General features: G+C 72.9%; 22 protein-coding genes. 9 read left to right on the plus strand and 13 right to left on the minus strand.

All coding sequences use genetic code 11. The annotated features are described in order from the left end of the window. Positions 1-21 precede the first annotated feature (21 nt). Both QP939_RS33270 and QP939_RS33275 read left to right on the plus strand, forming a co-directional pair. Positions 22-1,092: an S-methyl thiohydantoin desulfurase family protein gene (locus tag QP939_RS33270; RefSeq protein ID WP_285450200.1), complete on the plus strand. Its 1,071-nt coding sequence runs from the start codon at positions 22-24 to the stop codon at positions 1,090-1,092. A 121-nt stretch (positions 1,093-1,213) separates the two neighbouring features. Continuing rightward, positions 1,214-2,695: a helix-turn-helix domain-containing protein gene (locus QP939_RS33275; protein WP_285450201.1), complete on the plus strand. Its 1,482-nt coding sequence runs from the start codon at positions 1,214-1,216 to the stop codon at positions 2,693-2,695. On the opposite strand, the gene QP939_RS33280 is transcribed toward QP939_RS33275, so the two are convergent. From QP939_RS33280 to QP939_RS33290, 3 genes are read right to left on the minus strand one after another with little or no spacing between them, the layout of a single operon-like run. Further along, positions 2,696-4,624, minus strand: a complete 1,929-nt coding sequence (locus tag QP939_RS33280; protein WP_285450202.1) for a hypothetical protein — start codon at positions 4,622-4,624, stop codon at positions 2,696-2,698. Then, on the minus strand, positions 4,624-4,938 hold the full coding sequence (locus tag QP939_RS33285) for a hypothetical protein (protein WP_285450203.1): 315 nt from the start codon (positions 4,936-4,938) through the stop codon (positions 4,624-4,626). Before QP939_RS33285 ends, QP939_RS33280 begins: the two co-directional genes overlap by 1 nt. Then, entirely contained in the window at positions 4,935-5,462 is a 528-nt protein-coding gene (locus QP939_RS33290) for a YbaB/EbfC family nucleoid-associated protein (RefSeq protein ID WP_285450204.1), read from the minus strand. Before QP939_RS33290 ends, QP939_RS33285 begins: the two co-directional genes overlap by 4 nt. Positions 5,463-5,641: 179 nt before the next feature. Here QP939_RS33290 and QP939_RS33295 point away from each other — a divergent pair, with 179 nt between their 5' ends. Then, on the plus strand, positions 5,642-6,658 hold the full coding sequence (locus QP939_RS33295; RefSeq protein ID WP_285450205.1) for an aldo/keto reductase: 1,017 nt from the start codon (positions 5,642-5,644) through the stop codon (positions 6,656-6,658). Positions 6,659-6,782: 124 nt separating this feature from the next. On the opposite strand, the gene QP939_RS33300 is transcribed toward QP939_RS33295, so the two are convergent. Next, positions 6,783-7,328 (minus strand): DUF4232 domain-containing protein, encoded by a 546-nt coding sequence (locus tag QP939_RS33300; RefSeq protein WP_285450206.1) that lies wholly within the window; start codon positions 7,326-7,328, stop codon positions 6,783-6,785. Positions 7,329-7,471: 143 nt separating this feature from the next. Then, entirely contained in the window at positions 7,472-10,738 is a 3,267-nt protein-coding gene (locus QP939_RS33305) for a glucodextranase DOMON-like domain-containing protein (protein ID WP_285450207.1), read from the minus strand. A gap of 111 nt (positions 10,739-10,849) precedes the next feature. Here QP939_RS33305 and QP939_RS33310 point away from each other — a divergent pair, with 111 nt between their 5' ends. Beyond that, positions 10,850-11,260 (plus strand): ATP-binding protein, encoded by a 411-nt coding sequence (locus tag QP939_RS33310; RefSeq protein WP_285450208.1) that lies wholly within the window; start codon positions 10,850-10,852, stop codon positions 11,258-11,260. 3 nt (positions 11,261-11,263) lie between these two features. Here the strand turns inward: QP939_RS33310 and QP939_RS33315 are convergent, their stop codons facing one another. After that, positions 11,264-11,998 (minus strand): GAF and ANTAR domain-containing protein, encoded by a 735-nt coding sequence (locus tag QP939_RS33315; RefSeq protein ID WP_285450210.1) that lies wholly within the window; start codon positions 11,996-11,998, stop codon positions 11,264-11,266. Positions 11,999-12,248: 250 nt separating this feature from the next. Beyond that, a complete protein-coding gene (locus QP939_RS33320) occupies positions 12,249-12,647 on the minus strand; it encodes an ATP-binding protein (RefSeq protein WP_285450211.1) in 399 nt (132 codons plus the stop codon). A gap of 168 nt (positions 12,648-12,815) precedes the next feature. On the opposite strand from QP939_RS33320, the gene QP939_RS33325 reads away from it, so the two are divergent. Beyond that, complete coding sequence (locus QP939_RS33325) at positions 12,816-13,199, plus strand: STAS domain-containing protein (protein ID WP_285450212.1); 384 nt, start codon at positions 12,816-12,818, stop codon at positions 13,197-13,199. 16 nt (positions 13,200-13,215) lie between these two features. Here QP939_RS33325 and QP939_RS33330 read toward each other — a convergent pair whose 3' ends face one another. Further along, positions 13,216-14,439 (minus strand): PP2C family protein-serine/threonine phosphatase, encoded by a 1,224-nt coding sequence (locus QP939_RS33330; RefSeq protein ID WP_285450213.1) that lies wholly within the window; start codon positions 14,437-14,439, stop codon positions 13,216-13,218. An 81-nt stretch (positions 14,440-14,520) separates the two neighbouring features. Between QP939_RS33330 and QP939_RS33335 the strand changes: the two genes are divergently transcribed. Continuing rightward, a complete protein-coding gene (locus tag QP939_RS33335; protein WP_285450214.1) occupies positions 14,521-15,240 on the plus strand; it encodes a histidine phosphatase family protein in 720 nt (239 codons plus the stop codon). 4 nt (positions 15,241-15,244) lie between these two features. Further along, a complete protein-coding gene (locus QP939_RS33340; RefSeq protein WP_285450216.1) occupies positions 15,245-16,087 on the plus strand; it encodes an NAD(P)H-hydrate dehydratase in 843 nt (280 codons plus the stop codon). Between the two features lie 4 nt (positions 16,088-16,091). On the opposite strand, the gene QP939_RS33345 is transcribed toward QP939_RS33340, so the two are convergent. The 3 genes from QP939_RS33345 to QP939_RS33355 are packed head-to-tail and all read right to left on the minus strand — an operon-like array spanning position 16,092 to position 18,523. Beyond that, the gene (locus QP939_RS33345) at positions 16,092-16,811 is read right to left on the minus strand and encodes an SDR family oxidoreductase (RefSeq protein WP_285450217.1); all 720 of its coding nucleotides are present in this window, start codon (positions 16,809-16,811) and stop codon (positions 16,092-16,094) included. Further along, positions 16,808-17,659, minus strand: coding sequence for an oxidoreductase (locus QP939_RS33350; RefSeq protein WP_285450219.1), 852 nt, complete (start codon positions 17,657-17,659; stop codon positions 16,808-16,810). Before QP939_RS33350 ends, QP939_RS33345 begins: the two co-directional genes overlap by 4 nt. 39 nt (positions 17,660-17,698) lie before the next feature. After that, positions 17,699-18,523, minus strand: a complete 825-nt coding sequence (locus tag QP939_RS33355; RefSeq protein WP_285450221.1) for a helix-turn-helix transcriptional regulator — start codon at positions 18,521-18,523, stop codon at positions 17,699-17,701. 164 nt (positions 18,524-18,687) lie between these two features. On the opposite strand from QP939_RS33355, the gene QP939_RS33360 reads away from it, so the two are divergent. Continuing rightward, complete coding sequence (locus tag QP939_RS33360; RefSeq protein ID WP_285450222.1) at positions 18,688-20,925, plus strand: extracellular catalytic domain type 1 short-chain-length polyhydroxyalkanoate depolymerase; 2,238 nt, start codon at positions 18,688-18,690, stop codon at positions 20,923-20,925. On the opposite strand, the gene QP939_RS33365 is transcribed toward QP939_RS33360, so the two are convergent. Both QP939_RS33365 and QP939_RS33370 read right to left on the minus strand, forming a co-directional pair. After that, positions 20,922-21,416: a methylated-DNA--[protein]-cysteine S-methyltransferase gene (locus tag QP939_RS33365; protein ID WP_285450223.1), complete on the minus strand. Its 495-nt coding sequence runs from the start codon at positions 21,414-21,416 to the stop codon at positions 20,922-20,924. The two genes, QP939_RS33360 and QP939_RS33365, sit on opposite strands and share 4 nt — an antisense overlap. Before the next feature lie 16 nt (positions 21,417-21,432). Then, a complete protein-coding gene (locus QP939_RS33370; RefSeq protein WP_285450224.1) occupies positions 21,433-22,329 on the minus strand; it encodes a glycoside hydrolase family 16 protein in 897 nt (298 codons plus the stop codon). 332 nt (positions 22,330-22,661) lie between these two features. Here QP939_RS33370 and QP939_RS33375 point away from each other — a divergent pair, with 332 nt between their 5' ends. Then, complete coding sequence (locus QP939_RS33375; RefSeq protein ID WP_285450225.1) at positions 22,662-23,828, plus strand: glycoside hydrolase family 64 protein; 1,167 nt, start codon at positions 22,662-22,664, stop codon at positions 23,826-23,828. The last annotated feature ends 32 nt before the right edge of the window (positions 23,829-23,860 follow it).

Consider the following 23,860-nt stretch of genomic DNA (forward strand, 5'->3'; position numbering starts at 1 on the left):
GCTCGTCTACTGTGGTCAGTCATGCGCATCACCGCTGGTGACGTGGCCGCCCTCGAACGCGGGGTGGCCCTGCTCGGGTCCGGCGGCGCCGGGGACACCGTCACCGCCGCCGTCCTGCTGCGCCGGTTGCTCTCCGGCAGCGGTTCGCTCGGCGTTTCGCCGGTGGCCGAGCTGGCGCCGACGGCGTGGGTGGTGCCGATCGGCGTGGTCGGCGCGACGGCGGCGTTCACCGAGAAGCTGCCGGGCGGGGACGAGTTCGCGTCCGCCGTCGCGGCGATCGAGCGGTGGACGGGCGAGCGCGCCGACGCGCTGATGTCCATCGAGATCGGCGGCCTCAACGGGCTCTTGCCGCTGGTCGTGGCCGACCAGCTCGGGCTGGGGTACGTCGACGCGGACCTCTCCGGCCGCGGGCTGCCCCGGCTCGACCAGTTCTCGGTCGCCGCGACCGGCCGCGGGGTCGCGCCGGCGGCGCTGGCCGAGCCCGGCGGGCAGGTCGTGGTGCTGGCGGCCGGTTCCGACGTCGTGATCGAGCGGGGCACGCGGGCGTTCCTGGCCGGTTCGGGCGGCTGGGCGGCGTTCGCGCTGGCCCCGATCCCGGCTCGCGAGCTGGCTTCTTGTTCGGTGTGCGGGACGACGAGCGGCGCGTTGGAGCTGGGCCGCCGGGTGCTGGCGGTGGGGGAGAGCCCGCCGAGGGAGGCGCTCGAAGCGGCGTTGGACGGGACCGTGCTGGCCCGCGGGCGGGTGCTGGAAGTGGCCCGGCACGTCGGGCCCGGGCAGCACGGGAGTCCGGGGTTCGGCCGCGGGAGCGTCACGCTGGCGGATCACCGCGACGGTTCGCTGCTGCGGCTGGAGATGGAGAACGAGTACTTGCTGGCGTTGCGCGACGGCGCGCCGGTGGCTTCGACGCCGGACGTGCTCTCGGTGCTGGACCACCGGACGGGGGTGCCGGTGAACTGCGACGCGATCCGGGTGGGGGTGGAGGTCGACGTGGTCCGCCTGGCGGCGGCCCCGTTCTGGACCGACCCGCGACGGCTGCCGGTGCTGGAGCCGCGGGCGTACGGCATCGACTGCGACCCGGTGGGGCTCCGATGAGGTCACCCGGGCACGAAGCGCCCCAATGTGGCCTTCGGTGCGTGAGACGCACCCAAGGCGGCCTTCGGTGCGTCAGACGCAACCAAGGCCGCCTTGGGGCGCTTGGGGCGGGGGCAGTGTCGTGAGCCTGCGGCGGGTGCTCGCCCTTCCCGGCTGGGCCGAGCACGTCCGGGTGCTCGCCGGGGCGGCCGGGCTCGACCGTCCACTCCGGACGGTTCAGGCCACTTTGGACGCGTCCCACACCCCGTCGGCCGGGGAATTCACCGTGGTGGCTCGGCCGATCGCCGGGACCGACTGGCAGATCGACGCCCTGCTGCGCCGGTGTGCCGACACCGGGGCCGCCGGTGTCCTCCTCTCCGGGACCGAGCCGCTCAGCGCGTCGCGGCTGCTGGCCGATCGGCTCGGCGTTCCCCTGCTGAGCACCGGGGCGGCACCCCTGGACCTGCTCGTCGAGGCCCGGCTGCTGCTCGCCGCACCCGAACTGGACCGCGCCGACCTCCTGCTCGCCACCCACCGCGCGCTCGGTGACCGGCTGCGTCCGCCCGAAGAGGTCGTCGCCGTGCTGCGGCGGCTGCTGCGCTCGCCCGTCGCCGTGCTCGACGACCGTGGTGCGCCCCTCGCCGGGGAAGTGGCCGGGCAGGTCCGGCTCGACGAAGCCGTCCCGCAGCGGGCCGACCTGGACGACGGCGTCCTGCTCGCCCACCCCGTCCTGCTGCAGCGGCCGGCGATGTGGCTGGCGGCCGAACTGCGCGGGCCGGAAGCCGCGCGCGCCGACGTCGTCCCGCCCGCGCTCGCCGTGGCCGCCGGGGCGCTGCAGCGGTGGCTGCTCGCCAACCGCCTCGAGCTGGAACGCGACGCGCGCTCGCGCACCGCGTTGCTCGGCGACCTGCTCCGTCTCGACACCGAGCCCGGCGCGGACCTGCGGCGCCGCGTCGCCGACGCGGGCTGGCGGCTCGGCGGCTGGCACGTCGGGCTGCACATCGGCGTCCCGGCGGCGGTCGACACCGTCGCCCGCACCCAGGAGGTCGTCCGCGCGCTCCGGGCCGAGGACGTCGAGGCGGTCGTCGTCGAGCACGGCGACGGCTGGACCGGCTGGGTCACCTTCGACCACGAGCCGACGGCGGCCCGCGTGCGGTCGCTAGCGACGCGGCTGCAGGCGGCGCACCGGGCGTTGCGCCTCGGCGCGCGCATGGGCGTCGGACGGCCGCACCCGCGTCCGGAGGGGCTCGCCGCGACCGTCGCGGAGGCGGTCGACGCGGCCCGCCTCGCCGCGACCCGGCCGGAGACCGGCCACTTCCTGCACGTCGACCAGCTCGGCATGGCCCAGCTGCTGCTGGAGTGGACCCGCACGGACACGTTCGAACCCGCGGCCCGCGCGCTGGTGGCACCGCTGCGGTCGGCGCCGGGCGACCTGGTCCGGACGCTCGCGGCCTACCTCGACGCGGAGTCGTCGATCGCCGAGACCGCCACGGTGCTGGGCGTGCACCGCAACACCGTGGCGGCCCGGGTCGCGCGGATCGAGCAGCTGCTCGGCGTGGACCTGTCCCGCCCGGACGAGCGGCTGGCCCTGCACCTCGCGTCCCGGGCGGTCACCCTTTCGTGACTACTCGTCGTCACCGCCGGTGACGTTGCCGATGCTGGCCGGCACGCCCTTGATCATGTCGACGACGGTCTTGCCGGCCAGGCCCGACTTGCCGAACCACGGGTCGGTCATGATCTTGATGGCCGACTCGAACTTTTCGGCGCCTTCCTTGCCGAACACCTTGCCCAGCTCGTGCACGGACAGGTTGCTGATCTTGTCGAACTTGTCGTTGATGACCTTGATCTCGTTCGGCGACAAGCCTTCCGCCTCGAGCTTGGCGTTGAGCTTCTGCTTGACGACATCGGTCATCTGATCGGTGAACGGCTTGTGCGGCTTGGCGTCGCCCGCATCCGGCTTGGGGGCGTTGGGATCCGGTGCGTTGGGGTCCGGGGTGGTGTCGGGCTTGGGTCCGCCCGAGGCATCCGGCTTCGGCGCGTTCGGGTCCGGCGCGTTCGGGTCCGGCGTGGTGTCGGGCTTGGGCGCGTTGGGGTCCGGGGTGGAGTCCGGCTTGGGCCCACCGGAGGCGTCCGGCTTGGGTGCGTTCGGGTCGGGGGTGGTGTCGGGCTTGGGTGCGTTGGGGTCGGGCGTGGAGTCGGGCTTGGGCCCGCCCGAGGCATCGGGCTTGGGTGCGTTGGGGTCGGGGGTCGAGTCCGGCTTGGGCCCACCGGAAGCGTCCGGCTTTGGCGCGTTCGGGTCCGGGGTGGAGTCGGGCTTGGGTCCGCCCGAGGCATCCGGCTTGGGCGCGTTGGGGTCGGGGGTCGAGTCCGGCTTCGGCCCGCCCGACGCATCCGGCTTCGGCGCGTTGGGATCCGGGGTGGAGTCCGGCTTCGGGCCACCGGAGGCATCCGGCTTGGGTGCGTTCGGGTCCGGCGTGGTGTCCGGCTTGGGCGCGTTGGGGTCGGGGGTGGAGTCGGGCTTGGGCCCGCCCGAGGCATCCGGCTTCGGCGCGTTCGGGTCCGGCGTGGACGACGACGGCGTGGTGTCCGGCTTCGGTGCGTTGGGGTCGGGCGTGGAATCGGGCTTGGGGCCACCGGAGGCATCCGGCTTGGGGCCGCCCGACGCATCCGGCTTGGGTGCGTTGGGATCCGGCTTCGGCCCGCCCGACGCGTCCGGCTTCGGCGCCGGCGTCGGGTCCGGCTTGGGGGTGGGCGTCGGGGTCAGGCTGCTCGCCGGGGGCTTCGCGCCCGCCAGGTCGTCGCCCGCCTTGCCCATCTTCGCCAGCGCCTGGACCAGGTCGCCCAGCTTCTTGCCCAGCTCGATCAGCTTCGTGCCGATCTTGCCCAGCGCCGTCGCCACCGTGCCGATCGTCGTCGTGATGAACAGGGCGATCGACGCGCCGAACGTCACCGGGGCCAGGGCCGCCGCGATCAGGGCTCCCTTGATGATCGTCGCCAGGAGCATCGCGATCAGGTCGCGGAAGATGCCGCGGAACGCGCCGACGATGCCGCCGGCGATCTTCATGTTCTTGCCGGCCTGGTCCAGGTAGCCGCCCAGTGCGGTCAGCTGCTCCGTGACCGCGTCCATGTCCTTCTTGAACTGCTCCGCGGCCTTGCCGGTCCACTCCTTCATGAGCGTCTCGACGGCCGACTGGTGGTCCTGCGACCACTGCTCGAGCTTCTTCTTCTCCGCCGTCAGCGCTTCGCTCGCCGCCGAGATGCCGATCGGGTCGCCCATCAGGATGTCCAGCGGCCAGCGCAGGATCGTGATGTGCTCGATGAGCCAGCCGATCCCGGCCGTCAGCAGGCTGCCGATCGGGTCCAGCACCAGCCCGATCGTCTCCAGCGCCATGCCCGCCGCGCCGATGCCGATCGCGACCTTGTCGTTGTCCTTGACGGCCTTGTCCAGGCCGACCGCCGCCTCGAAGAACCCGGCGCCCGCCGCCCGGTTGTCGTCGTCGAACAGCTCGGAGCCGTGGAGGCTGACGTCCTTGCTCTTGTAGTCGTCGCCCACTATTCGAACCTCACGATCGAGTCGACGGCGTCGTCTTCGCCCGACTGGTAGCGCTTCGCCGCCTCGGCGACCTTGTCGGCGAACTCGCCGATCGTCTTCGCGTAGTCGCCGAACTGGTGGTGTGCCTTGTCCGTCCAGGTGCTCGCGCCCGCCGCCATCAGCTGGCACGCCGGGTTGATCCCGAACATGCCGGGGTCGCACACCATGCCGCCGACGAGGTCGGCGGTGCTCTGGAGGTTGCTCTGCAGTTCGTCGAGGTGCTGGCCGAACTTCGCCAGGGGTTCCGAAGAGACCCGGAAGCCGCCGCCGCTCACCAGGGGTTCGCTTCGTCGTCGAAGTGGTCGTCGGCCGGGGGACGCCGACGCGGCGCGGACTGCTGCGGGCCCGCCGGACGCGGGGGCGGCGGAGGCGGCGGTGTCGCGGCGGGCGGCGGCGTGCGCTCGGGCTCGGCGCTCTCCGGCGCCGCGAAGTCGCCGTCCGGCGGCGGGTCCGGCGGCAGGAACGAGCGGACCATGTCGGTCGACTCGCCGTCGCCGTTGATGGTGGCGAAGGAGTCCGCGACGCTGCGCGCGGTCTTGCGCTGCGCCTCGCGGACGGTGCTCATGATCGCCGCGGTCAGCCGGGCCGGGCCCAGCTCGCACGCGCGGTGTCCGAGCTCGAGGTTCGTGAGCGCGCCGTTCGGCGCCAGCGTCACGGTGACCGAGCCGTCCCGGGAACGGACCGTCGCGCCGGCCGCGGAAAGCGCTTCGCTCAGCGCCGCGGCCTTCGACTGCATGTCCCGCACCTGCCGTTCGAGCAGGAGCTGGAAGTCTTCACCTGGCCCCAGGTTGGGTTGCACGAATTCGACTCCTCGACGCGGGGGGTGCGGGCCGGGGCCCTTGATCGGGCCAGGCTAGCGCACCCCGCGTGTTCACTCGGGGACCGCCGGGAAGATGCCTGGTTTTCTCCCCGATGTTGCCCCGGAATGCCCTCGATCGGGTTTGACCCGGACCGCGCTCCGGGTTGCACGATCGGGTCATGACCGAACTGGACGACCACCGGCCGCTGGGCCGCTCCGGGCTGCGCGTGTCCCCGCTGGCGCTCGGCGCGATGACCTTCGGCACCGGATCCTTCTGCGCCGACGACGACACGTCCCGCCGGATCTTCCGCGCCTACGTCGAGCGCGGCGGCAACTTCGTCGACACGGCGAACAACTACAGCGGCGGCCGCAGCGAAGAGCTGGTCGGCGAGTTCCTCCGCGACGTCGACCGCGACGACGTCGTGCTCGCCACCAAGTACTCCGGGCCCGACTTCAGCGACAGGCGGCCGAAGTCGGACCCCGGCCGCCGCAGCAACGGGCGCAAGAACATGGTCGCGTCCCTGGAGGCGTCGCTGCGGCGGCTGCGCGTCGACCACGTCGACCTGTACTGGCTGCACATCTGGGACGGCTTCACCCCGGCCGAAGAGGTCATGGCCGCGTTCGGCGACCTGCTCCGCGCCGGGAAGATCCGCGCCGTCGGCCTGAGCGACGTCCCGGCCTGGTACGCGACGAAGGCCGCGATGCTCGGCGGCCCGCCGGTGACGGCGTTGCAGCTGGAGTACTCACTGGTCGAGCGCGCGATCGAAGCCGAGTTCGTGCCCCTGGCGCGGGAGTTCGGCATCGCGGTCCAGCCGTGGGGCGCCCTCGGCGGCGGTTTCCTGACGGGCAAGTACACCCGTGACGGCGCGGGCACCGGACGGCTCGCGGGCCCCGACGCCGCGGCCTTCCGCGCTCAGCCCGAGACCCGGTGGGCGGTCCTGGACGCGGTCCGCGAGGTCGCGGCCGAGGTGGGGGCGACCCCGGCGCAGGTGGCGCTGCACTGGGTGACGCGCCGTCCGTCGATGCCCGCCCCGCTGGTCGGCGCGCGGACGCCGGAGCAGCTGACCGAGACACTCGGCGCACTGGCGCTCGATCTCACGGAGGCGCAGCTCGATCGGCTGACCGAGGTCAGCGCACCCCCGTTGCCGTTCCCGCACGGGATACTGGCGCGGCTCAACGCGGGCCTGCCGCGCTGAGCCGCCGCCACCCCGGTCGCGTGGGCTGAAGGGTCCTTTCCTCGCGTCACATGACAGGAAAGGGCCCTTCACCGCATCAGATGAGACGAACGTCCCCTTCAGCGCGCTGGGTCCACTGTGGACGTCAGTACCGCGCGGGTCCCGCGGTCACCGCGCCGACGAACAGCTCGTGCGCCTCGGCGGAGCCGTCGAGCGGGCCCTGGTTCCACGGCAGCGTGATCGCCGGGTCGCTGGTCTCGCCGCGCGGCGTCGTCGTCTGCGGTGCGGTCACCGTGACGGTCGCCGGCTCGACCTGGTGCTCCGGTGCCTCGATGCCGGTCCAGTGCAGCAGCATCGACGCGGGCGCGCCGTCGGTGACCGTGACCCGCGGGGCGTCGGCGGCGGCCGGGTCCGGCGTCACCGTGATGCCCTCGGCCCCCGTCAGCGCGACCGGCAACGCGCCCTGCAGCGTGCAGGTCTCGCCGGGCTTCGCGGTGAACTGGACCGACGCGTAGCGCTGGCCCGCGCCCGGCGACCCGGCCACGAGCGTCGTGTCGACCTGCGAAGCGGTGCAGGCGAAGTCGGTCGGCATCGCCGACGCGGTCCCGGCCGCGGCGACGACCGCCGTCGCGGCGGCGCCGGTCACCGCCAGCGCCACCACCGTGCGGCGGACGTGCGGACGAACAGACATGAGCGAACCCCTTCCCGTGTGGGGATTCCGGTGAGTTCTCCACCGGAATCCGCGTACACACAGAAAGATGCCCACGACCCGATCAGGTTAGCTCCGAAGTGCGATTGCCCGCACGAAAGCAACCCTGGGTGATCTTGAAACGTCTACGAGACGCCCACCCCGCGGACCGCGACGGGGCCACGGGTCGGGTCCAGTTCCGTTTTCTGGTCCACCCCGGCCGGGGTGAGCACGTCGAACGCCTTGGGTGCCGTCGCCGGATCCACCGCGCAGATCGGGGAAGTGCCCCCGGCCGCGCACAGCCCGAACGTGTAGGGCCCGGCGGTCGGCGTGAACGGCCTCGCCTGGTCGGGCGAGTTGCCGTCCTGCCCGGTCAGGACCACGGCGAACGTCCAGCCCGGCCCCGGCGTCCCGAACGCGGACTTCGCCACGCTCACGGTGATGTACCGCGTCGCCTGCGAAGCCTGCACTGACGGCGTCGCGAGCGAGGCACCCGAAGCGTCGACGAGCGCCGGGTCGGCGAAGCCCTGTACCTCGAGGCGACGGCTCCACGCGTCCTGCGGCGCGATCGTGTACGCCCGGCTCGGGAACGTCGCCGCGGTCGACGTCGCCGTCGCGGCGGGGTCGTGCGCGTAGATCGTCAGCAGCTGCGCACCCAGCGGGGAGCCGAACGTCGATGACAGGCCCCGGATCTGCGCCCGGAACACCAGGTTCGCGCCCGAGTCGATGACCTGGAACCGCTGCAGGTCGAACGCTCCCGCGTGGAAGTCGCCCGCCGTCGGGTAGGTGAACGTGCCCGGGCCGTTGTCGTCGCCGTCCGGGTCGGTCGTGTCGAGCAGCACCGTGCCGGTGACGAAGTCCGAGCTGATCGTCTTCTGCGCGTACCCGGTGCCCGCCCCGGTCGCGGCCGCCGTGACGACGTTCGCGCCGAGCGGCGTCGGCACCGTCGCGCGGAACGTCCCGTCCGCCGAAGCCCGCACCGAAAGCACTGACGTCGTCCCGGCGTCGGTGGCCGACACGGCCAGGTCGACCCGGCTGCCCGCCGGCGCGGTGCCGGTGACCTCGGCGGTCGCGGTGGACAGCGACGCGGGCGCGTCGAGCGTCACCGCCAGTGCCGCGGGCGGCGCGTGCGTGACGTACCGGGCGCGGACGTCGGCAGGCTGCTCGGGCAGCTTCCCGTCGTCGAGGGCCCTGGCCAGCCGCACCGACTGCGACTGCGCCCAGCTCAGCGGCGCCACCGAGCCCACGGACTGCCCCGGCGTGAAGCCGATCGACGCCGTCCGCGGGTCGCTGCCGTACGGCGACGCGGGCAGCGCGGGGTTTTCCCAGATCTGCTCCGGGATCAGCCCGGTGCCGCCGGTCTGCGCCCGCATCGCGCGCAGCAGCGCGGCCGCGCCCGCCCGGTCGCCGGTCTGCACGGCGTGCTCGCCGCGTTCGCCCGCGAGCACCGGCCACAGGTGTCCCGACCCGGTGTTCGTCGACGGCCACGGTGCCCCGGTCGGGCCGCAGTTCGTCGGGTCCGGTTCGTAGCAGTCGCCGTAGCCGTCTTCGCTGCCCGGCGCCGAAGTCCCGTAGCGGTACCAGCCCGGCCCGGCCGGGGTGTCCCGCTTGATCACGCGGTCGACGACGGCGAGCGACGCGGCGACGTCGGGGTCGTCCGCGGGCAGCACGCCGAGGCGGGGCAGCTCGAGGAACCCGGCGTCGACGACGGCGCGCTGGTCGGCGTCGACCGAGCCGTTCCCGAGGTTGTAGATCCACTCCGAGTTCGGGTCGCCGTTCTTGGTCAGCCGCAGGAAGTACCGGCCGCCGTAGGGCCCGTTCGCCGTCACGGTCCAGCCCTTGACGCTGCGCTGGAAGTGGTCCGCGGTGGCCCGGTAGACGCGGGCGCGCGCCGGGTCGCCGTTGCGGTCGGCGATCACGCCGGCCGCGACGAGCCCGGCGATCTCGGCGGCGATCGTCGAAGGCGAGTAGCCGCCCTGTTCTTCCCAGCGCTCCGAGCCGAACGCGGGGCCGTGCGCGACGACGAAGTCCGCCGCCGCGCGGATGTGGTCCGTGTAGAGCGTCCGGTCGCGGTCGAGACCGGCCTGCAGCGCCATCAGGATCGGGTACGCGCTCTCGTCGAGCTGGTCGCCGCCGGAGTCGGGCGCCTTCTTGCCGTTGAGCAGTGAATTCCGCGGGAACCGCCCGTCCGGCTGCTGCTGGCGGGAGAACAGCCAGCGCACGCTGGCCCGCGCGGTTTCGCGGTCGCCCGCGGCCAGCAGGCCGGAGAAGCTTTCGTAGAGGTCGCGCGCGAAGATTTCGCGGTAGGAACCGAAGTACACCGGCTTGCCGCCGGGTGCGTCCCCCGCCGAGACCGCCTGGCCCCAGGGACTGCCGAGCGAAGCCACGACCGCGCCGGGGAACGTCTTGTCCTCACTGGCTTTCAGCACGTTGACCGACTGGAAGTAGGCGTCGGAGTCCTTGCCCCGCACCGGGATCAGCGAGTCGTCGTAGGCACGCCACTCGCGCGCGTACTGGCGGTAGCTCTGGTCGAACGGCGTGCGCAGGCTCGCGCCCGCCGTCGCGACGGCCGCCCGCGCGTCGGCGCCGAACCCGAGCGCCAGCACCGCCGGGCGGCGCGGCTCGAGGTCCAGCCGCGCGGTCTGGACGACGTTGCCGTTCACGGCGGTCGGCGTGGTGTCGGTGAGCCGGTGGTCGCGGTCCAGCTGGGCCAGACCATCGCCGTCGGTGCCGGCGAAGCCGCTGGAGGTGACGAGGAACCGCCGGTCCGCGCGCAGCGCCGCGGCGAGCGGGGTGCCGTAGTCGCGGGCCGGCGCGCTGGAGACGGTGTTCGCGTCGGCGCTGACCAGTGCGGACGTCGCCGCGTCCACCGACGCCGTGTCCCCGCCGCCGTTGGCCGGGCCGCCCCCGCCGTTGCCGTTGACGCTCGCGTCGAACCGCACGTAGACCTGCAGGTCCCGGCCCGAACCCCGCAACGGCTCCAGCCGCGTCCGGATCAGGACGCCGGTGCGCGCCGGGTCGGCCAGGTACTCGGTGACCAGCCGGTAGGCGCCGCTGCGCGGGGTCGACGTCACCTCGCAGGCCATCCCGCCCGCGCTCGTGCGGACCGTGTAGGTCATGTCGCGCGCCTGCAGGTCGGTGAACGTGCGCCCGTCGGTGACGGCGAACTGCAGCGTCTCGACGTTCGTGTTGTCGATCACCGGCGCGTAGACGTCCGACAGCACGCCACCCGCCACCGTGAACCACGCCTTGCTGGTGGTGTTCCGTGCGGTGCCGAGGCAGTCCTTGCGCGCCAGGCCGAAGTGCGAGACCGCACCCGGTCCGGGCGCGGGTGCGGCGGTGGCCGCCGGGGCGGGCAGGAGGGCCGCGGCCAGCACCGCGCCGAGCACCACGGACCACGTCGACCGAGTCATCCGCACATCCGATCACGGCCCTCGCCCGCGCGACAGGTCCGAACGGAAGCACCGGTGATTGAGAAACCCGACCGGTGGGTAGCAAACCGGCAACCCCCCGAGGAGGTGAACGTGGAAGAGCACGGATCGGACGGGTGGCGCTACCGCGGCACGATATCCCCGCGGACGCTGCCCAGCCTGCGCCGTCACCTGGTGTCCTGGTTGCGTCGCCGGGCCGGCGACGAGGTCGGGCGGCAGGCCGACGACGTCGTCCTGGCCTGCTGGGAAGCCATGGCCAACGTGCTCGACCACGCCTACCGGGGCCGGCCGGGGCTGATCGACGTCCGGGCCCGCGTCGACGAGGACGTGCTGATCGTCACCGTCGCCGACCAGGGCCGCTGGGCGTCGCTGACCGAGCGGGCCGACGGCGGCCGCGGCCTGCGCCTGATCCAGGCACTGGTCGACGGGCTCGACCTCCGCTCGACCGACGACGGCACGGTCATCACGCTGACCTGGCCGTTCCCGGCGCGGCACACCGCCTGAGCCTCAGGCGCGGGCGTCCGTCGTCGAGAGCTCCGCGACGAACCGCGCCGCGACGTCCCGGAGCTTGACGTTCGTGTGCTGCGACTCCGCGATCAGGCGTTTCATCGCGTCTTCGGCGGAGATCCGGTGCACGGCCATCAGGATGCCCTTGGCCTGCTCGATCACCGCCCGCGACCGCATCGCCGTCTCGAGGTCGCCCGCCCGTTGCCGGGCCTGGTGGTAGCGGCGCGTGGTGCGCAGCCCGAACGAAACGATCGTCGTGTACAGCCGCAGCAGCCGCGAATCGGTCTCGGCGAACCCGTGGTCGCCGTAGCCGAAGAGGTTGAGCGCGCCCGCGAGCCGGTCGTCGACGCGCAGCGGCGCCGCGAGGTAGCTGCCGACGCCGAGGCGGCGCGCGTGGCCGGTGAACTCCGGCCACACCGCCCCGGCCGTGGCCAGCGGCAGCCGGACCACTTCGCCGGTCTCCGCCGCGCGCAGGCAGGGACCCTCGCCGGCCGCGTACTGGACGCGGTCGATCTCGACGGCGCGGTCGTCGGTGAAGGCCGCGGTCGTCGGCTCGCCGTCGCGGATCGCCGTGATGCTGGCCATGTCGGCACCGGGGATCACCCGGACGGCCTCGGCGCACACGGCGTCGAGGATCTCGGCCTCGCCGGGCTCGGCGTCCAGAACGCTCGTGAGGTCCGCCATCGCGGCGGTCAGCTCGTCGAGGTGCTCGGGCGGGATCGGTTCACCGGTCACTCGGTCGTCTCCGTCCCGGATCGCTGCGGTCTGTGAACCGCTGCGGCTTCAACGGAACTCCGAGAACGATACCCGTGTGCGGGGCGACCACCGCAACACCCGGAAAGGGGGCGGTGGCTCCGGCCCGGCGCTCGCTGCTGAACGTCGTGGGTTGGCGCCGGGAACCACCTCACGACGACCGGCGGCACAACCCACCCCGCGACCGTCGCTGCGGTGCGCATACCCGGTGTGACGCGCGCCAACCGTCGGTTCAGGCGAGCCAGGTCATCGTGACCGTCGTGCCGTCTTCGCGGTGCACCCGCGCGCTGTGGTCGGCGAGGGTGTCGATGAGCTGGAGTCCGCGGCCGCGCAGCCCGTCCGCCGCCGCGGGCGGGCGCCAGCTGCCGTAGTCGGTGACTGTGACCGTCAGCCGCCCGTTCAGCGACTCGGCCCGGACGTCGATCGGGCCCGCTTCCCGGTCCCGGTAGGCGTGCTCGGCGGAGTTGGCCATCGCCTCGTACCCGGCGAGGACGACGTCGTCCTGCCGCTCGGGGCTCAGGCCGAGCGCGCCCAGCCACCGCCCGAGCGCCCGGCGCAGCTCCGGCAGCCGGTCGGCCACCGCCACGGTGCGCCGGTGGAACGACGCCGGGGCCGCTTCCATCTCGGCCATGGCGCTCATCCTGCCTGTTCCCGGGCGACGCGCAAAACGGAACAGGGCCTGACACGGCGGCCCGATGCCGGGGCGGGCATGATGGGTGCTGGTTGAGCAAACAGCCTTCGTGACCGTGCGCGCCCGGGAACTCCCCGCCGGTGCCCTCGAAGGCGGGGAGAAATCGCCATGACCGAACCAGCCCACTCCGAAGTCTCGACCACCGCTGTGCCGTTCGCCGAATTCCGGATCGCCCGTTCGCAGCAGGACGGCGCCGTCGTCGTGGAGGTCGCCGGCGACGTGGACACCACCACCGCCCCGGCCGTGGTCCAGGCCGCGGACGACGCGCTCGCGGCCGGGCCGCCGGTGCTCGTGGTCGACCTGACGCGCGTCGAGTTCCTCGCCTCGCCCGGGCTGACCGCGCTGCTCACCATCCACCGCAACGCCGGCACCGGCACCGCGGTGCGGATCGTCGCGTCCGGCCGGGCGACCCTGCGCCCGATCCAGCTGACCGGGCTCGAAGAGAGCCTGTCGCTGTTCCCGACCCGAGAAGCGGCGCTCGCCGCGTCGTGACCCACGTCCCGGCCGGTCAGCCGCCGGCCGGGACCGGCTCGCGCCGGATGGCGAGCAGGGCGACGTCGTCCTGGGCCGGCCGGTTGCCGATCATCGTGGCCATCAGGCGCGCGCAGAGCCGTTCCGGGTCCTCGGCCCGCACGGCTTCCGTCAGCAGGGTCATCCCGGCGTCCACCGGCCGGTCCCGCCGCTCGACGAGCCCGTCCGTGTAGAGCGCCAGCACCGTGCCCGGCGACAGGTCGACCGTGGTGGTGCGCCGCTCGGGCGCCCCGATCGTGAGCCCGATCGGCGGATCCGGCTGTGCTTCCACCAGCCGGGAGGGTTCGCCCGGCCGGGCCAGCACCGGGGGCAGGTGCCCGGCGAGGGAGAGCGTCATCGAGTCGCGGTCCGGGCCGATCACGCCGTAGGCGACCGTGGCCATCGCGCCGTGCTCGAAGTGGTTGGCCTTGCGGTCGAGCTTGCCGAGCACCTCGGCGGGGCTTTCGCAGTCGAGCGCGTAGGCGCGCAGGGCGCTGCGCAGCCGTCCCATGATCACCGCCGCGTCGAGGCCGTGGCCGGAGACGTCGCCCATCACCACGCCCAGCCGGTCGCCCGGCAGCACGAACAGGTCGTACCAGTCGCCGCCGAGGCCGGTTTCGGCGCCGGGCACGTACCGGGCGGCGAGGCCGAGTCCGCTGACCTCCGGCAAGCGGCCCGGCAGCAGGCTGCGCTGCAGCGCCATGGTGGCCGTGCGGTTCTCCTCCAGCGCCTCCACCTGGATCGCCATGGCGAGGCGGTCGGCGAGCAGCTGGAGCGTGCGGACCTCGTCGTCGGAGAACTGGCGCGGGGCGACCGAGCCGACGTGCAGCACGCCGACCAGGTCCTGGCCGGCGACCATGGGCACGCCGAGCAGGGCGTGCAGGCCCCGCTCCCAGAGCAGCGCGTTCACGACGGTGCTCTCGTCCACGTGGTCGAGGAAGACCGGCTGCCGTTCGTTGGCCACGCGGCCGGCGAACCCCCGGCCGACCGGGACGCGGACGCCCTGGTGCACCTCTTCCTCGATGCCGGCCGCCGCGGCGGCCACGAGCTGGTGCGCGCCCGGCTGGTACCGCAGCACGGTCGCCGTGTCGACCTTCAACACCTCGCGCAGCCGGTGCAGGACCTCCTTGAGCACGTCGGTGAGGGCGAGGTGGCCCGCCGGGGCACCGATGATCGTTTCCAGCAGCTGCAGCCGCTCCTGGGCGTCGAGACTCCGCGACATAGACAGAATCTAGCCGTAGCCCTTCCGCGCGGCCGACCATCCCGGGTTTCGCGGGCGGGTCCGCGCGGGTACCAGGCGGGCGTGAGCGTCGACTTGGAGTGGGTGGCCGTCCTGCGGCACGGCCAGAGCACCGGAAACGTGGCGCGGGAGGAAGCGGAGTCGGCGGGGGCGGATGTGATCGACATCGCCGAACGCGACGCCGACGTGCCGCTCACCGAACTGGGGGAGGAGCAGGCGAAGGCCGCGGGGGAGCTCTTCGCCGACCGGCCACCGGACGTCGTGGTCACCTCGACCTACCGCCGGGCGTGGGACACCGCCCGGCTGGCGGCGCCGGACGGCGTCGCGATCGTGGCCGACGAACGGCTGCGCGACCGCGAGCTCGGCGTGCTCGACCTGCTCACCTCGCACGGCGTCCGCGAGCGGTGGCCCGACGAGCTGCGGCGCAAGCGGCGGCTGGGAAAGTTCTACTACCGGCCGCCGGGCGGCGAGTCCTGGGCCGACGTCGTGCTGCGGCTGCGCTCGCTGCTGGCCGAGCTGAGCGCGCAGCGGCCCGGGGCACGCGTGCTGCTGTCCGCCCACGAGATGACTGTTTTCGCCTTGCGCTATCTCCTCGAAGGACTTCCCGAACCCGATCTGCTGCGCGCGGCCGGCGCCACGGAGGTCCCGAACGGCTCGGTGACGGCGTGGGAACGCGACCACGACGGCGGGTTCACCATGGTGCTGGCCCAGGAGGTCGGGCACCTGCACGCCACCGCGACCCCGCCGACGGCGGACGACGATGCCGCGGAACAGCTCTCCTGACCCGGTGCCGATCAGCCCGGCCCTGCTGCGGGCCGGGCTGATCGGCACCGAGGACCGCGGCACCGTGCTCGTCGTCGGCGGCGCCCGGACCGTGCCGGGGGCGCCGGCCCTGTCCGGGACCGCCGCCTTGCGCGCCGGGGCGGGCACGCTGCAGCTGGCGGTCGCCGAGCGGCACGCGTCCGCGCTCGGGGTGTCGGTGCCGGAGTCGTCGGTGTTCGGGCTGCCGGAGACGGCGTCCGGCGCGATCGCCGCCGAGGCCGTCGACCGGCTGGCCGACGTGCTGCCCGGGGCGGGCACCGTCGTCGTCGGCCCCGGCCTCACCGGCGCCGAAGAGACCGAAGCCCTGCTGCGGCGCCTGATCCCCGCCATCGCGGAGGACGCGCGGGTGGTGCTCGACGCGTTCGCGCTCGGCGCGCTGAGCCGGGACCCGGAACTGGCCGAACCGCTGGCCGGACGGCTGCTGCTCACGCCGAACCGCACCGAAGCCGCTTTCCTCGACGGCTGCGAAGAAAAGGACGTCGACGACCTCGAGACGGCGGTCCGGATCGCCGCCCGCTACCGGGGTGTGGTGCTGCTCATGGGCGTGGTCGCCGAGCCGGGCGGCCGCACCTGGCGCGACGGCAGCGGCCACGTCGGCCTGGCGACGTCCGGCAGCGGCGACGTCCTGGCCGGGCTGACCGGCGGCTTCCTCGCCCGCGGCGCCGACAACGACCAGGCCGCCCGCTGGGCGACGCACGTCCACGCCGTGGCCGGCCAGCGGCTGATCCCCGACACCGGCCGCACCGGCCTGCTGGCCCGCGAGCTGGTGGCGGAGATCCCGCGCGTCATCGCCGAACTGGAGCGCTGAGCCGTCAGCGCTGCGCGGTCGGCCGCACGACGATCTCGTTGACGTCGACGTCTTCCGGCTGCCCGATCGCGTAGGAGACCGCCCCGGCGATGGTGTCCGCCGGCATCGTCACCGCGCGGTAGGTGCGCATCGCCTCCTTCGCGCCCGCTTCCGTGATGCTGTCGGCCAGTTCGGATTCGACGACCCCGGGCGAGACGGTCGTGACGCGGATGCCGGGCTCGGCTTCGAGCCGCAGGCCTTCGGTGATGGCGCGCGCCGCGTACTTCGTTCCACAGTAGACAGCCGCGGTGGGGACCACCTCGTGCGCGCCGGTGGAGGCGATCGTCACGAAGTGCCCGCCGCCCTGCCGCCGGAAGTGCGGCAGGACCGCCGCGATCCCGTGCAGCAGGCCGCGGACGTTCACGTCGATCATCCGGTCCCACTCCTCGACGTGCAGGGAGTCCAGTCGGGACAACGGCATCACGCCCGCGTTGGCGACGAACACGTCGACCCTGCCGTGCGCGGCCACGGCGGCGTCGGCGAACGCGGCGACGTCCGCGCGGTCGGTGACGTCGAGGCGGTGCACGTCGGCGGTGCCACCGGCGTCGTGGATCTGCTTGGCCAGCGCGGTCAGCCGGTCTTCGCGGCGGGCGCCGAGCACGACGTGGTGGCCTTCGCGGGCCAGCCGCAGGGCGGTGGCGTGTCCGATGCCGCTGCTGGCACCGGTGATGAGGACGGTCTTCACGGGGTTTCCTTCCCGGGGAAGTCGGCGCCGAGAGTGATCTCGCGCCAAGTGTCGAATGTGGACTTGAGGGAATCGAGGCGGGCGGAGGCGATGTCGTAGGCGGCTTTGCCGAGCAGCAGCCGCAAGGGTGGCTCGTCGGCGGCCACCGCGGCGAGGATCGCCTCGGCCGCGCGCACCGGGTCGCCCGGCTGGTGGCCGTAGGTGGCCGTGGTCGCCGCGCGGCGGGCGCCCGCGGTCTCGGCGTAGTCGTCGATGCGGATCGCCGACTGGCGCATCGACGGGCCGGACCACTCGGTGCGGAAGGCGGCGGGCTCCACGATCGTCACCTTGATGCCGAGCGGGGCCACTTCCGCGGCCAGCGACTCGGACAGGCCTTCCACGGCGAACTTCGTCGCGTGGTAGTAGCCGGTGGCCCCGAACGCGGCGAGCCCGCCGAGCGACGAGACGTTCACGACGTGCCCGGCGTGCCGGGCCCGCATGCCCGGCAGAACCGCCCGCGTGACGTCGGCGAGGCCGAACACGTTGGTGTTGAACAGCTTCCGGACCGCGTCGTCCTCGCCTTCTTCGACCGCGGCGAGGTAGCCGTAACCGGCGTTGTTGACCAGGACGTCGATCCGGCCGAACGCGGCTTCGGCCCGCTTCACGGCGTCGGCGACCTGCGCGTGGTCGGTGACGTCGAGCGGCAGGGCCAGCGCGCGGTCGCCGTGGTCCGCGACGAGGTCGGCGACCCGCTCCGGATCGCGGGCCGTGACGACCGCGCGGTGCCCGCGGCCGAGCACGGTCTCGGCCAGTGCGCGGCCGAGGCCGGAGGAACAGCCGGTGATGAACCAGACAGCGTTTTCGGGCATGACGAAGTAGTCCCTCCAAGGGAAACGGTGGAACGGGTTTCAGCTGGCGGCGATGCTGCCCAGCAGGGCCAGCGCGGCTTCGGACGGACTGCCGGGCTCGGCCTGGTAGACGACCAGCTGCTGGCCGGGCGCGCTGTTCACGGTCAGCGCCTCGTAGGTCAGCGTCAGCTCGCCGACCTGCGGGTGGCGGAACCGCTTGGTCTCGTGCGTCTTCTGCCGGATGTCGTGGCGGGCCCACAACCGGCGGAAGTCCGCGCTCTTGACCGACAGCTCACCGACCGTCTCGACCAGCTGGGGGTCGTCCGGGTCGAGGCCCGCGGCCGCGCGCAGCCCGCCGACGGTGTTCACCGCGACGCGCTCCCAGTCCGGGTAGAACTCGCGCGCGTCCGGGTCGAGGAACACCAGCCGGACGAGGTCGCCGCTGTGGGTGTGCCCGCCGAACAGTGCCTCGCCCAGCGCGTTGTGCGCGAGGACGTCGAGGCAGCGGCCGAGCACGAGCGCCGGCGTGTCCGGCCAGCCGTCCATCAGCCGCAGGAGGTTCGGGCTGACCCGCTCCCGCCGCCGCGGGCGACGCCGGCGTTTCGGCGCCGGCCTGGCCAGCCGGTGCAGGTGGGCGGTGGCGTCCTCGTCGAGGGCCAGCCCGTGCGCGAGCGCGTCGAGGACCTGCTCGGACGGGTTGCGCTCCCGGCCCTGCTCGAGCCGGATGTAGTAGTCGGTGCTGACCCCGGCCAGCAGCGCGACCTCTTCGCGGCGCAGGCCCGCGACCCGGCGTGGACCGCCCGCGGGCAGGCCGAGTTCCTCCGGGCCCACCTGTTCGCGGCGGGCCCGGAGGAACTCCCCGAGCGGCTTGTTCTCGCTGACCATGATCCGAGGCTAACCCGGATCCGGCGGCCGAGGGTGGCCGCGCCGCACCCACCTTCGGCGGGAGCCGGGCGGCGGCGAAACATTCCGATAATCGTTGACCGGCTCCGGGTGGCGAACGAACGATCGTCGCAGCTGCGCCCCGTCCCCGGAAAGGATCTCCTCGAGTGCGAAGACTCTTCACCGCCGTCCTCGCCGCCGTGCTGTCGATCGCCGCCGCCGTCGTGCTGGTGGTTTCGGCGCAGCCCGCGTCGGCGGCCACGCTCACCCGCGTGACCGACTTCGGCAGCAACCCCAGCAACCTCAACATGTACACCTACGTCCCCGACCGGGTGGCCGCCCGTCCGGCGCTGCTGGTCGCGATCCACTACTGCACCGGTTCGGCGTCGGCGGTGTTCAACGGCTACGCCCGCGATTACGTCACCGCGGCCGACCAGTACGGCTACGTCATCGTGTTCCCGGAAGCCACCCGCAGCGGGCAGTGCTTCGACGTCTCCTCGCCGCAGGCGCTCACCCGCGGCGGCGGCAGCGACCCGGTCGGCATCCTGTCGATGGTCAACTACGCCAAGCAGCGCTACAACGTCGACCCCGCGCGCGTCTTCGTCACCGGGTTCTCCTCCGGCGCGATGATGACGAACGTGCTCGCCGCCGAGTACCCGGACGTCTTCGCCGCCGGTTCGGCGTTCATGGGCGTGCCGGCGGGCTGCTTCGCCACCACCGACGGGTCGAGCTGGAACAGCCAGTGCGCCAACGGCCAGCTCGTCAAGACGGCGCAGCAGTGGGGTGACCAGGCCCGGCAGATGAGCGGCGGCCGCAGCGGCCCGTTCCCGCGGATGCAGCTGTGGCACGGCACGGCCGACGACACCCTGCGCTACCCGAACTTCGGCGAAGAGGTCAAGCAGTGGACCAACCTCCACGGCCTGAGCCAGACGCCGTCGGCTTCGGACCAGCCGCAGTCCGGCTGGACGCGCTCGCGCTACGGCGGCACGGGCGCGCAGGCGCCGGTCGAGGGGATCAGCGTCCAGGGCGCCGGGCACTCGCTGCCGCAGAACGGCATGGTGGCGTACGCGATCGCGTTCCTCGGCTTGAACAGCGGCGGGACGTCGACGACCACGCCCACGACGTCGACGTCCACGCCGCCCGCGGGCTCCACGCTGGGCGACGCGGCGAGCCGGACCGGGCGCTACTTCGGCACCGCGGTCTCGGCGGGCAAGCTGTCGGACAGCGTCTACACCGGCATCCTCAGCCGTGAGTTCTCCATGATCACGCCCGAGAACGAGATGAAGCCCGACGCCACCGAGCCGAACCAGAACCAGTTCAGCTACTCCGGCGCCGACCGGATCGTCAACCAGGCGACGAGCCAGGGCGCCCGGCTGCGCGGGCACACGCTGGCCTGGCACCAGCAGCAGCCCGGCTGGATGCAGGGCATGGAGGGTGCCGCGCTGCGGTCGGCGATGCTCAACCACGTCACCCAGGTCGCGGGGCACTACCAGGGCAAGATCTACGCCTGGGACGTCGTGAACGAGGCGTTCGCCGACGGCGGTTCCGGCGCCCGCCGCGACTCGAACCTGCAGCGCACCGGCGACGACTGGATCGAGGCGGCGTTCCGCGCCGCGCGGGCGGCCGACCCCGGTGCCAAGCTCTGCTACAACGACTACAACACCGACGACTGGAACCAGGCGAAGACCCAGGCCGTGTACCGGATGGTGCAGGACTTCAAGTCCCGCGGCGTGCCGATCGACTGCGTCGGCTTCCAGTCGCACTTCAACGCCAACAGCCCGGTGCCCTCGAACTACCGGACCACGCTGCAGAACTTCGCGAACCTCGGCGTGGACGTGCAAATCACCGAGCTGGACATCGAAGGGTCAGGGACCACGCAGGCGACCAACTACCGCACGGTCACCCAGGCCTGCCTCGCGGTGGCGCGCTGCACCGGCATCACCGTGTGGGGGATCCGGGACACCGACTCGTGGCGGGCGTCGGGCACGCCGCTGCTGTTCGACGGCAACGGGCAGAAGAAGGCCGCCTACACGGCCGTCCTCGACGCGCTGAACGGCGGGACCACGCCGCCGCCGACCACGACCCCGACCACCTCGACCACGCCGCCGCCGACGACCACCACGACCCCGCAGCCGGGCGGCTGCACGGCGGCCTACCTCAAGACGGCTGAGTGGAACGTCGGCTTCAACGGCCAGATCACGGTGTCGGGCTCGAACACCTGGGTCCTCACGGTGACCTTCCACGCGCCGCAGCAGGTCATCGGCAGCTGGAACTACACCGGAACGTGGGACAGCACCGGGTACGTGCTGACCGCGCGGCCCAACGGCAGCGGCAACGTCATCGGCTTCACCGTGCAGCACGGCGGGAACCTGACCGACCCCACCGTGACCTGCTCGGCGGGCTAGAACAACCGGCCGACCTCGTCCGCGGGCGGTTCTTCCAGGCTGAGGAGGAACCGCTTGCGGGCGAGGCCACCGGCGTACCCGGTCAGGCCACCGCTCGTGCCGACCACCCGGTGGCAGGGCACGACGATGCTGATCGGGTTCCAGCCGTTGGCGTTCCCGACGGCCTGCGCGGCACCCGGGTCGCCCAGTTCGGCGGCCAGCTGCCCGTACGTGCGGGTCTCGCCGTACGGGATCTTCGTCAGCAGCGCCCACACCTGCTTCTCGAACGCCGAGCCGCGCGGCGCCAGCTCGAGGTCGAACTCGCGCCGCGTGCCCGCGAAGTACTCACCGAGCTGGGCTTTCGCGGCCTCGAAGGCGTCGTCGTCCCGGGGACCGAGGTCGGTCAGGCGAGGTGTCCGCAGGTGGCCGTCGAAGTAGAGCCCGGCCAGCGCCTCGCCGTCGCCGACGAGGGTCAGCGGTCCGATCGGTGACGCGATGACGGCGTGCTTCATCGCGCCAGCCTACCGGTCAGGCGTCGCTGACCTTGACCGAGAGCGAGTCGATGCTCATCTCGGCGCCGGGCGTGATGTCGGCACCGGGGGAGGTGCAGCCACAGACCTTGTTCGGGTAGGAGCCGCCGATCGCGACGTCGAAGATGACGAAGAACCCGTGGTCGACCGCGGCCTTCCAGGTCTCGGCCGAGACCTGGTTCTGCTTCACCGCGAAGGTCTGCGTGCCGTCGAGGGCGAAGCGGAGCTCCTCGGCGGCGGGGTCGCGGCGGTCCACCACGACCGAGTAGGTGTGGTAGCCGTCCTGGCAGCCGGGGCAGTCCTGCAGGTCGCTCGTTATGCCGTCCGGGTCGTGGCACTCGCCCTGCCATTGTCCACAGTGGAACGTGGTGGAGTGCTTGCTCAGCGCGTTGACGTCCTCCATGATGTCGAGCTCGCCGATGCTCGGCCAGTTCGTCGCGCCGACCGGGCGCGCGTCGGCGCCCATCGCCCAGAACGCGGGCCAGTAGCCGAGGCCGTGCTCGGGTGAGGGCTGCTTGAGGGTCGCGCTGATTTCGAGTTGCCCGCCTTCAGGGGCGGCGAAGTCGGTGCGCTGGGTTTCGATCCGGCCGGAGGTCCACGCGCCGTTCGCGTCGCGCAGCGGCTTGATCGCGAGGTGCCCGGCGCCGTCGTGGTAGACGTTGGCGGTCGAGTCGGTGGCCGTCTCGATCTCGCCGGTGCCCCAGTTCGCCGCGCCGCCCGGGTAGCCGGTTCCCTTGTCGTAGAGCCAGTCCTGGGTGTTCAGGCCGGTACCGGCCGCGCCGTCGAAGTCGTCCTGGAACACGGTGGTCCACCCGGCTTCGGCGTGCGCCGGGGCGGCGGTCAGGACGATGGGCAGCGTCGCCAGCACGGCCGTCAGCCGCTGGAGGGTGCGCATGGGAGTCTCGCTTCCTGGGGATGAGCCGGTGATGCGGGGTCGTCCACGACCTGCGAGGCCGTCCACTGTCACGGCCCGTCCGCGGCGGCGTCAAGGGGTGTGCCCGGAAGTACCCGGCACCCGGTACCCGCGGGCAAGACCGGGGGAGTCGCGTTTGGAATTCGCGGCGGCTGGGCAGCGCGCGGGCCGGGTGAAAGGTGGTCTGGACCTCCTTTCGCAGGGTTGTCAGGCCGGGGAAGCGCGGTCATAGTTTGTTTACGTCCACAACGAACTGCGTCCGTCCCTCGGATGTCCTTTATGGACTCCGCCGTCTCCTCACCGTGGAGGACACCTTGATCTCCCGTCGCTCGTTCCTCGGCCTCACGGCGGCGACGCTCGCCACGGCGCTGCCCCTCGCGCGGTCCGCGTCCGCCGCGACCCCGGACACGTTCGGCCTCAAGCTGGTGAACAACTCCGGCTCCGGCACCGTGTACGCCTACGTCACCGGCACCACCCCGGACGGGCGGCTGGTGCTGCTGCGCGCCGACGGCACGCCGTACTACCCGGACTCGCCGTCGGCGCCCACGACGCCGCTGCCGGAGGACTGCGCGATACCGGTGGCGTCCGGCGCGCAGGTGCGGGTGCCCAAGATGGGCGGCGCGCGCGTGTACGTCGTCACGGACGCGAAGCTGGACTTCTTCCTCGACCCGGGGCCGCACCTGGTCCACCCGAGCTTCCTCAACTTCGCCGACCCGAACTACGGCAAGAACTGGTCGTTCAGCGAGTTCACCTTCAACGACACGCAGCTGTTCGCCAACATCAGCTACGTCGACTTCGTGGGCATCCCGATGGGCATGGAGCTGACCACGGCCGGGTCCGGCACGTCGAAGGTGTCGGGGCTGCCCGCGGGCGCCGTCGACCAGATCGCGTCCGAGCTGTCCGGGCTGGGCGGCGAATGGCCGGGCCTGGTGCAGACCGGGGGAGGCGGCAACCTGCGGGTGCTGTCGCCGCACCACCACGCGCAGCAGTTCGGCGGGTACCTCGACGGCTACATCGACCAGGTGTGGCAGAAGTACGAGGGCACCGATCTCGTGGTCGACTCGCAGAACCCGGGCGTGGGAACGTTCACGGGCCGCGTCACGGGCGGGCAGCTGGTGTTCGGGGCCGAGTCGTTCGCCAAGCCCGCGACGGCGGACGTGTGGAGCTGCGACAGCGGCCCGTTCGCGCTGGCGCAGGGGGCCAGCGACGCGCGGAAGGCCATCGTCCCGCGCCTGGCGGCGGCGTTGAACCGCACGACGTTGCTGGACAACCCGAACCAGCCGACGGCGGAGGACCCGGCGAAGTTCTACCAGGGTGACGTCACCAACCACTACGCGCGCATCGTCCACTCGAAACTCCCGGACAACCGGGGGTACGCGTTCCCGTACGACGACGTCAGCCCGGGCCCGGACTTCAGCGGCGCGGTGTTCGCGGGCGACCCGGACGTGCTCACCGTCACAATCGGGGCCACGCACGGCTGAGGCCGCGCGAAAACTGTCGGTGGTGGCGGCTA

This window comes from Amycolatopsis nalaikhensis (assembly GCF_030264295.1).
Lineage (GTDB): Bacteria > Actinomycetota > Actinomycetes > Mycobacteriales > Pseudonocardiaceae > Amycolatopsis > Amycolatopsis nalaikhensis.

What these genes read in the sequence shown, in the direction of transcription:
- QP939_RS33270 (WP_285450200.1), top strand. Translation starts at nt 22, where the DNA reads ATGCGCATCACCGCTGGTGACGTGGCCGCCCTCGAACGCGGGGTGGCC.
- QP939_RS33295 (WP_285450205.1), top strand. Translation starts at nt 5,642, where the DNA reads ATGACCGAACTGGACGACCACCGGCCGCTGGGCCGCTCCGGGCTGCGC.
- QP939_RS33300 (WP_285450206.1), bottom strand. Translation starts at nt 7,328, where the DNA reads ATGTCTGTTCGTCCGCACGTCCGCCGCACGGTGGTGGCGCTGGCGGTG.
- QP939_RS33305 (WP_285450207.1), bottom strand. Translation starts at nt 10,738, where the DNA reads ATGACTCGGTCGACGTGGTCCGTGGTGCTCGGCGCGGTGCTGGCCGCG.
- QP939_RS33320 (WP_285450211.1), bottom strand. Translation starts at nt 12,647, where the DNA reads ATGGCCGAGATGGAAGCGGCCCCGGCGTCGTTCCACCGGCGCACCGTG.
- QP939_RS33325 (WP_285450212.1), top strand. Translation starts at nt 12,816, where the DNA reads ATGACCGAACCAGCCCACTCCGAAGTCTCGACCACCGCTGTGCCGTTC.
- QP939_RS33330 (WP_285450213.1), bottom strand. Translation starts at nt 14,439, where the DNA reads ATGTCGCGGAGTCTCGACGCCCAGGAGCGGCTGCAGCTGCTGGAAACG.
- QP939_RS33350 (WP_285450219.1), bottom strand. Translation starts at nt 17,659, where the DNA reads ATGCCCGAAAACGCTGTCTGGTTCATCACCGGCTGTTCCTCCGGCCTC.
- QP939_RS33355 (WP_285450221.1), bottom strand. Translation starts at nt 18,523, where the DNA reads ATGGTCAGCGAGAACAAGCCGCTCGGGGAGTTCCTCCGGGCCCGCCGC.
- QP939_RS33365 (WP_285450223.1), bottom strand. Translation starts at nt 21,416, where the DNA reads ATGAAGCACGCCGTCATCGCGTCACCGATCGGACCGCTGACCCTCGTC.
- QP939_RS33370 (WP_285450224.1), bottom strand. Translation starts at nt 22,329, where the DNA reads ATGCGCACCCTCCAGCGGCTGACGGCCGTGCTGGCGACGCTGCCCATC.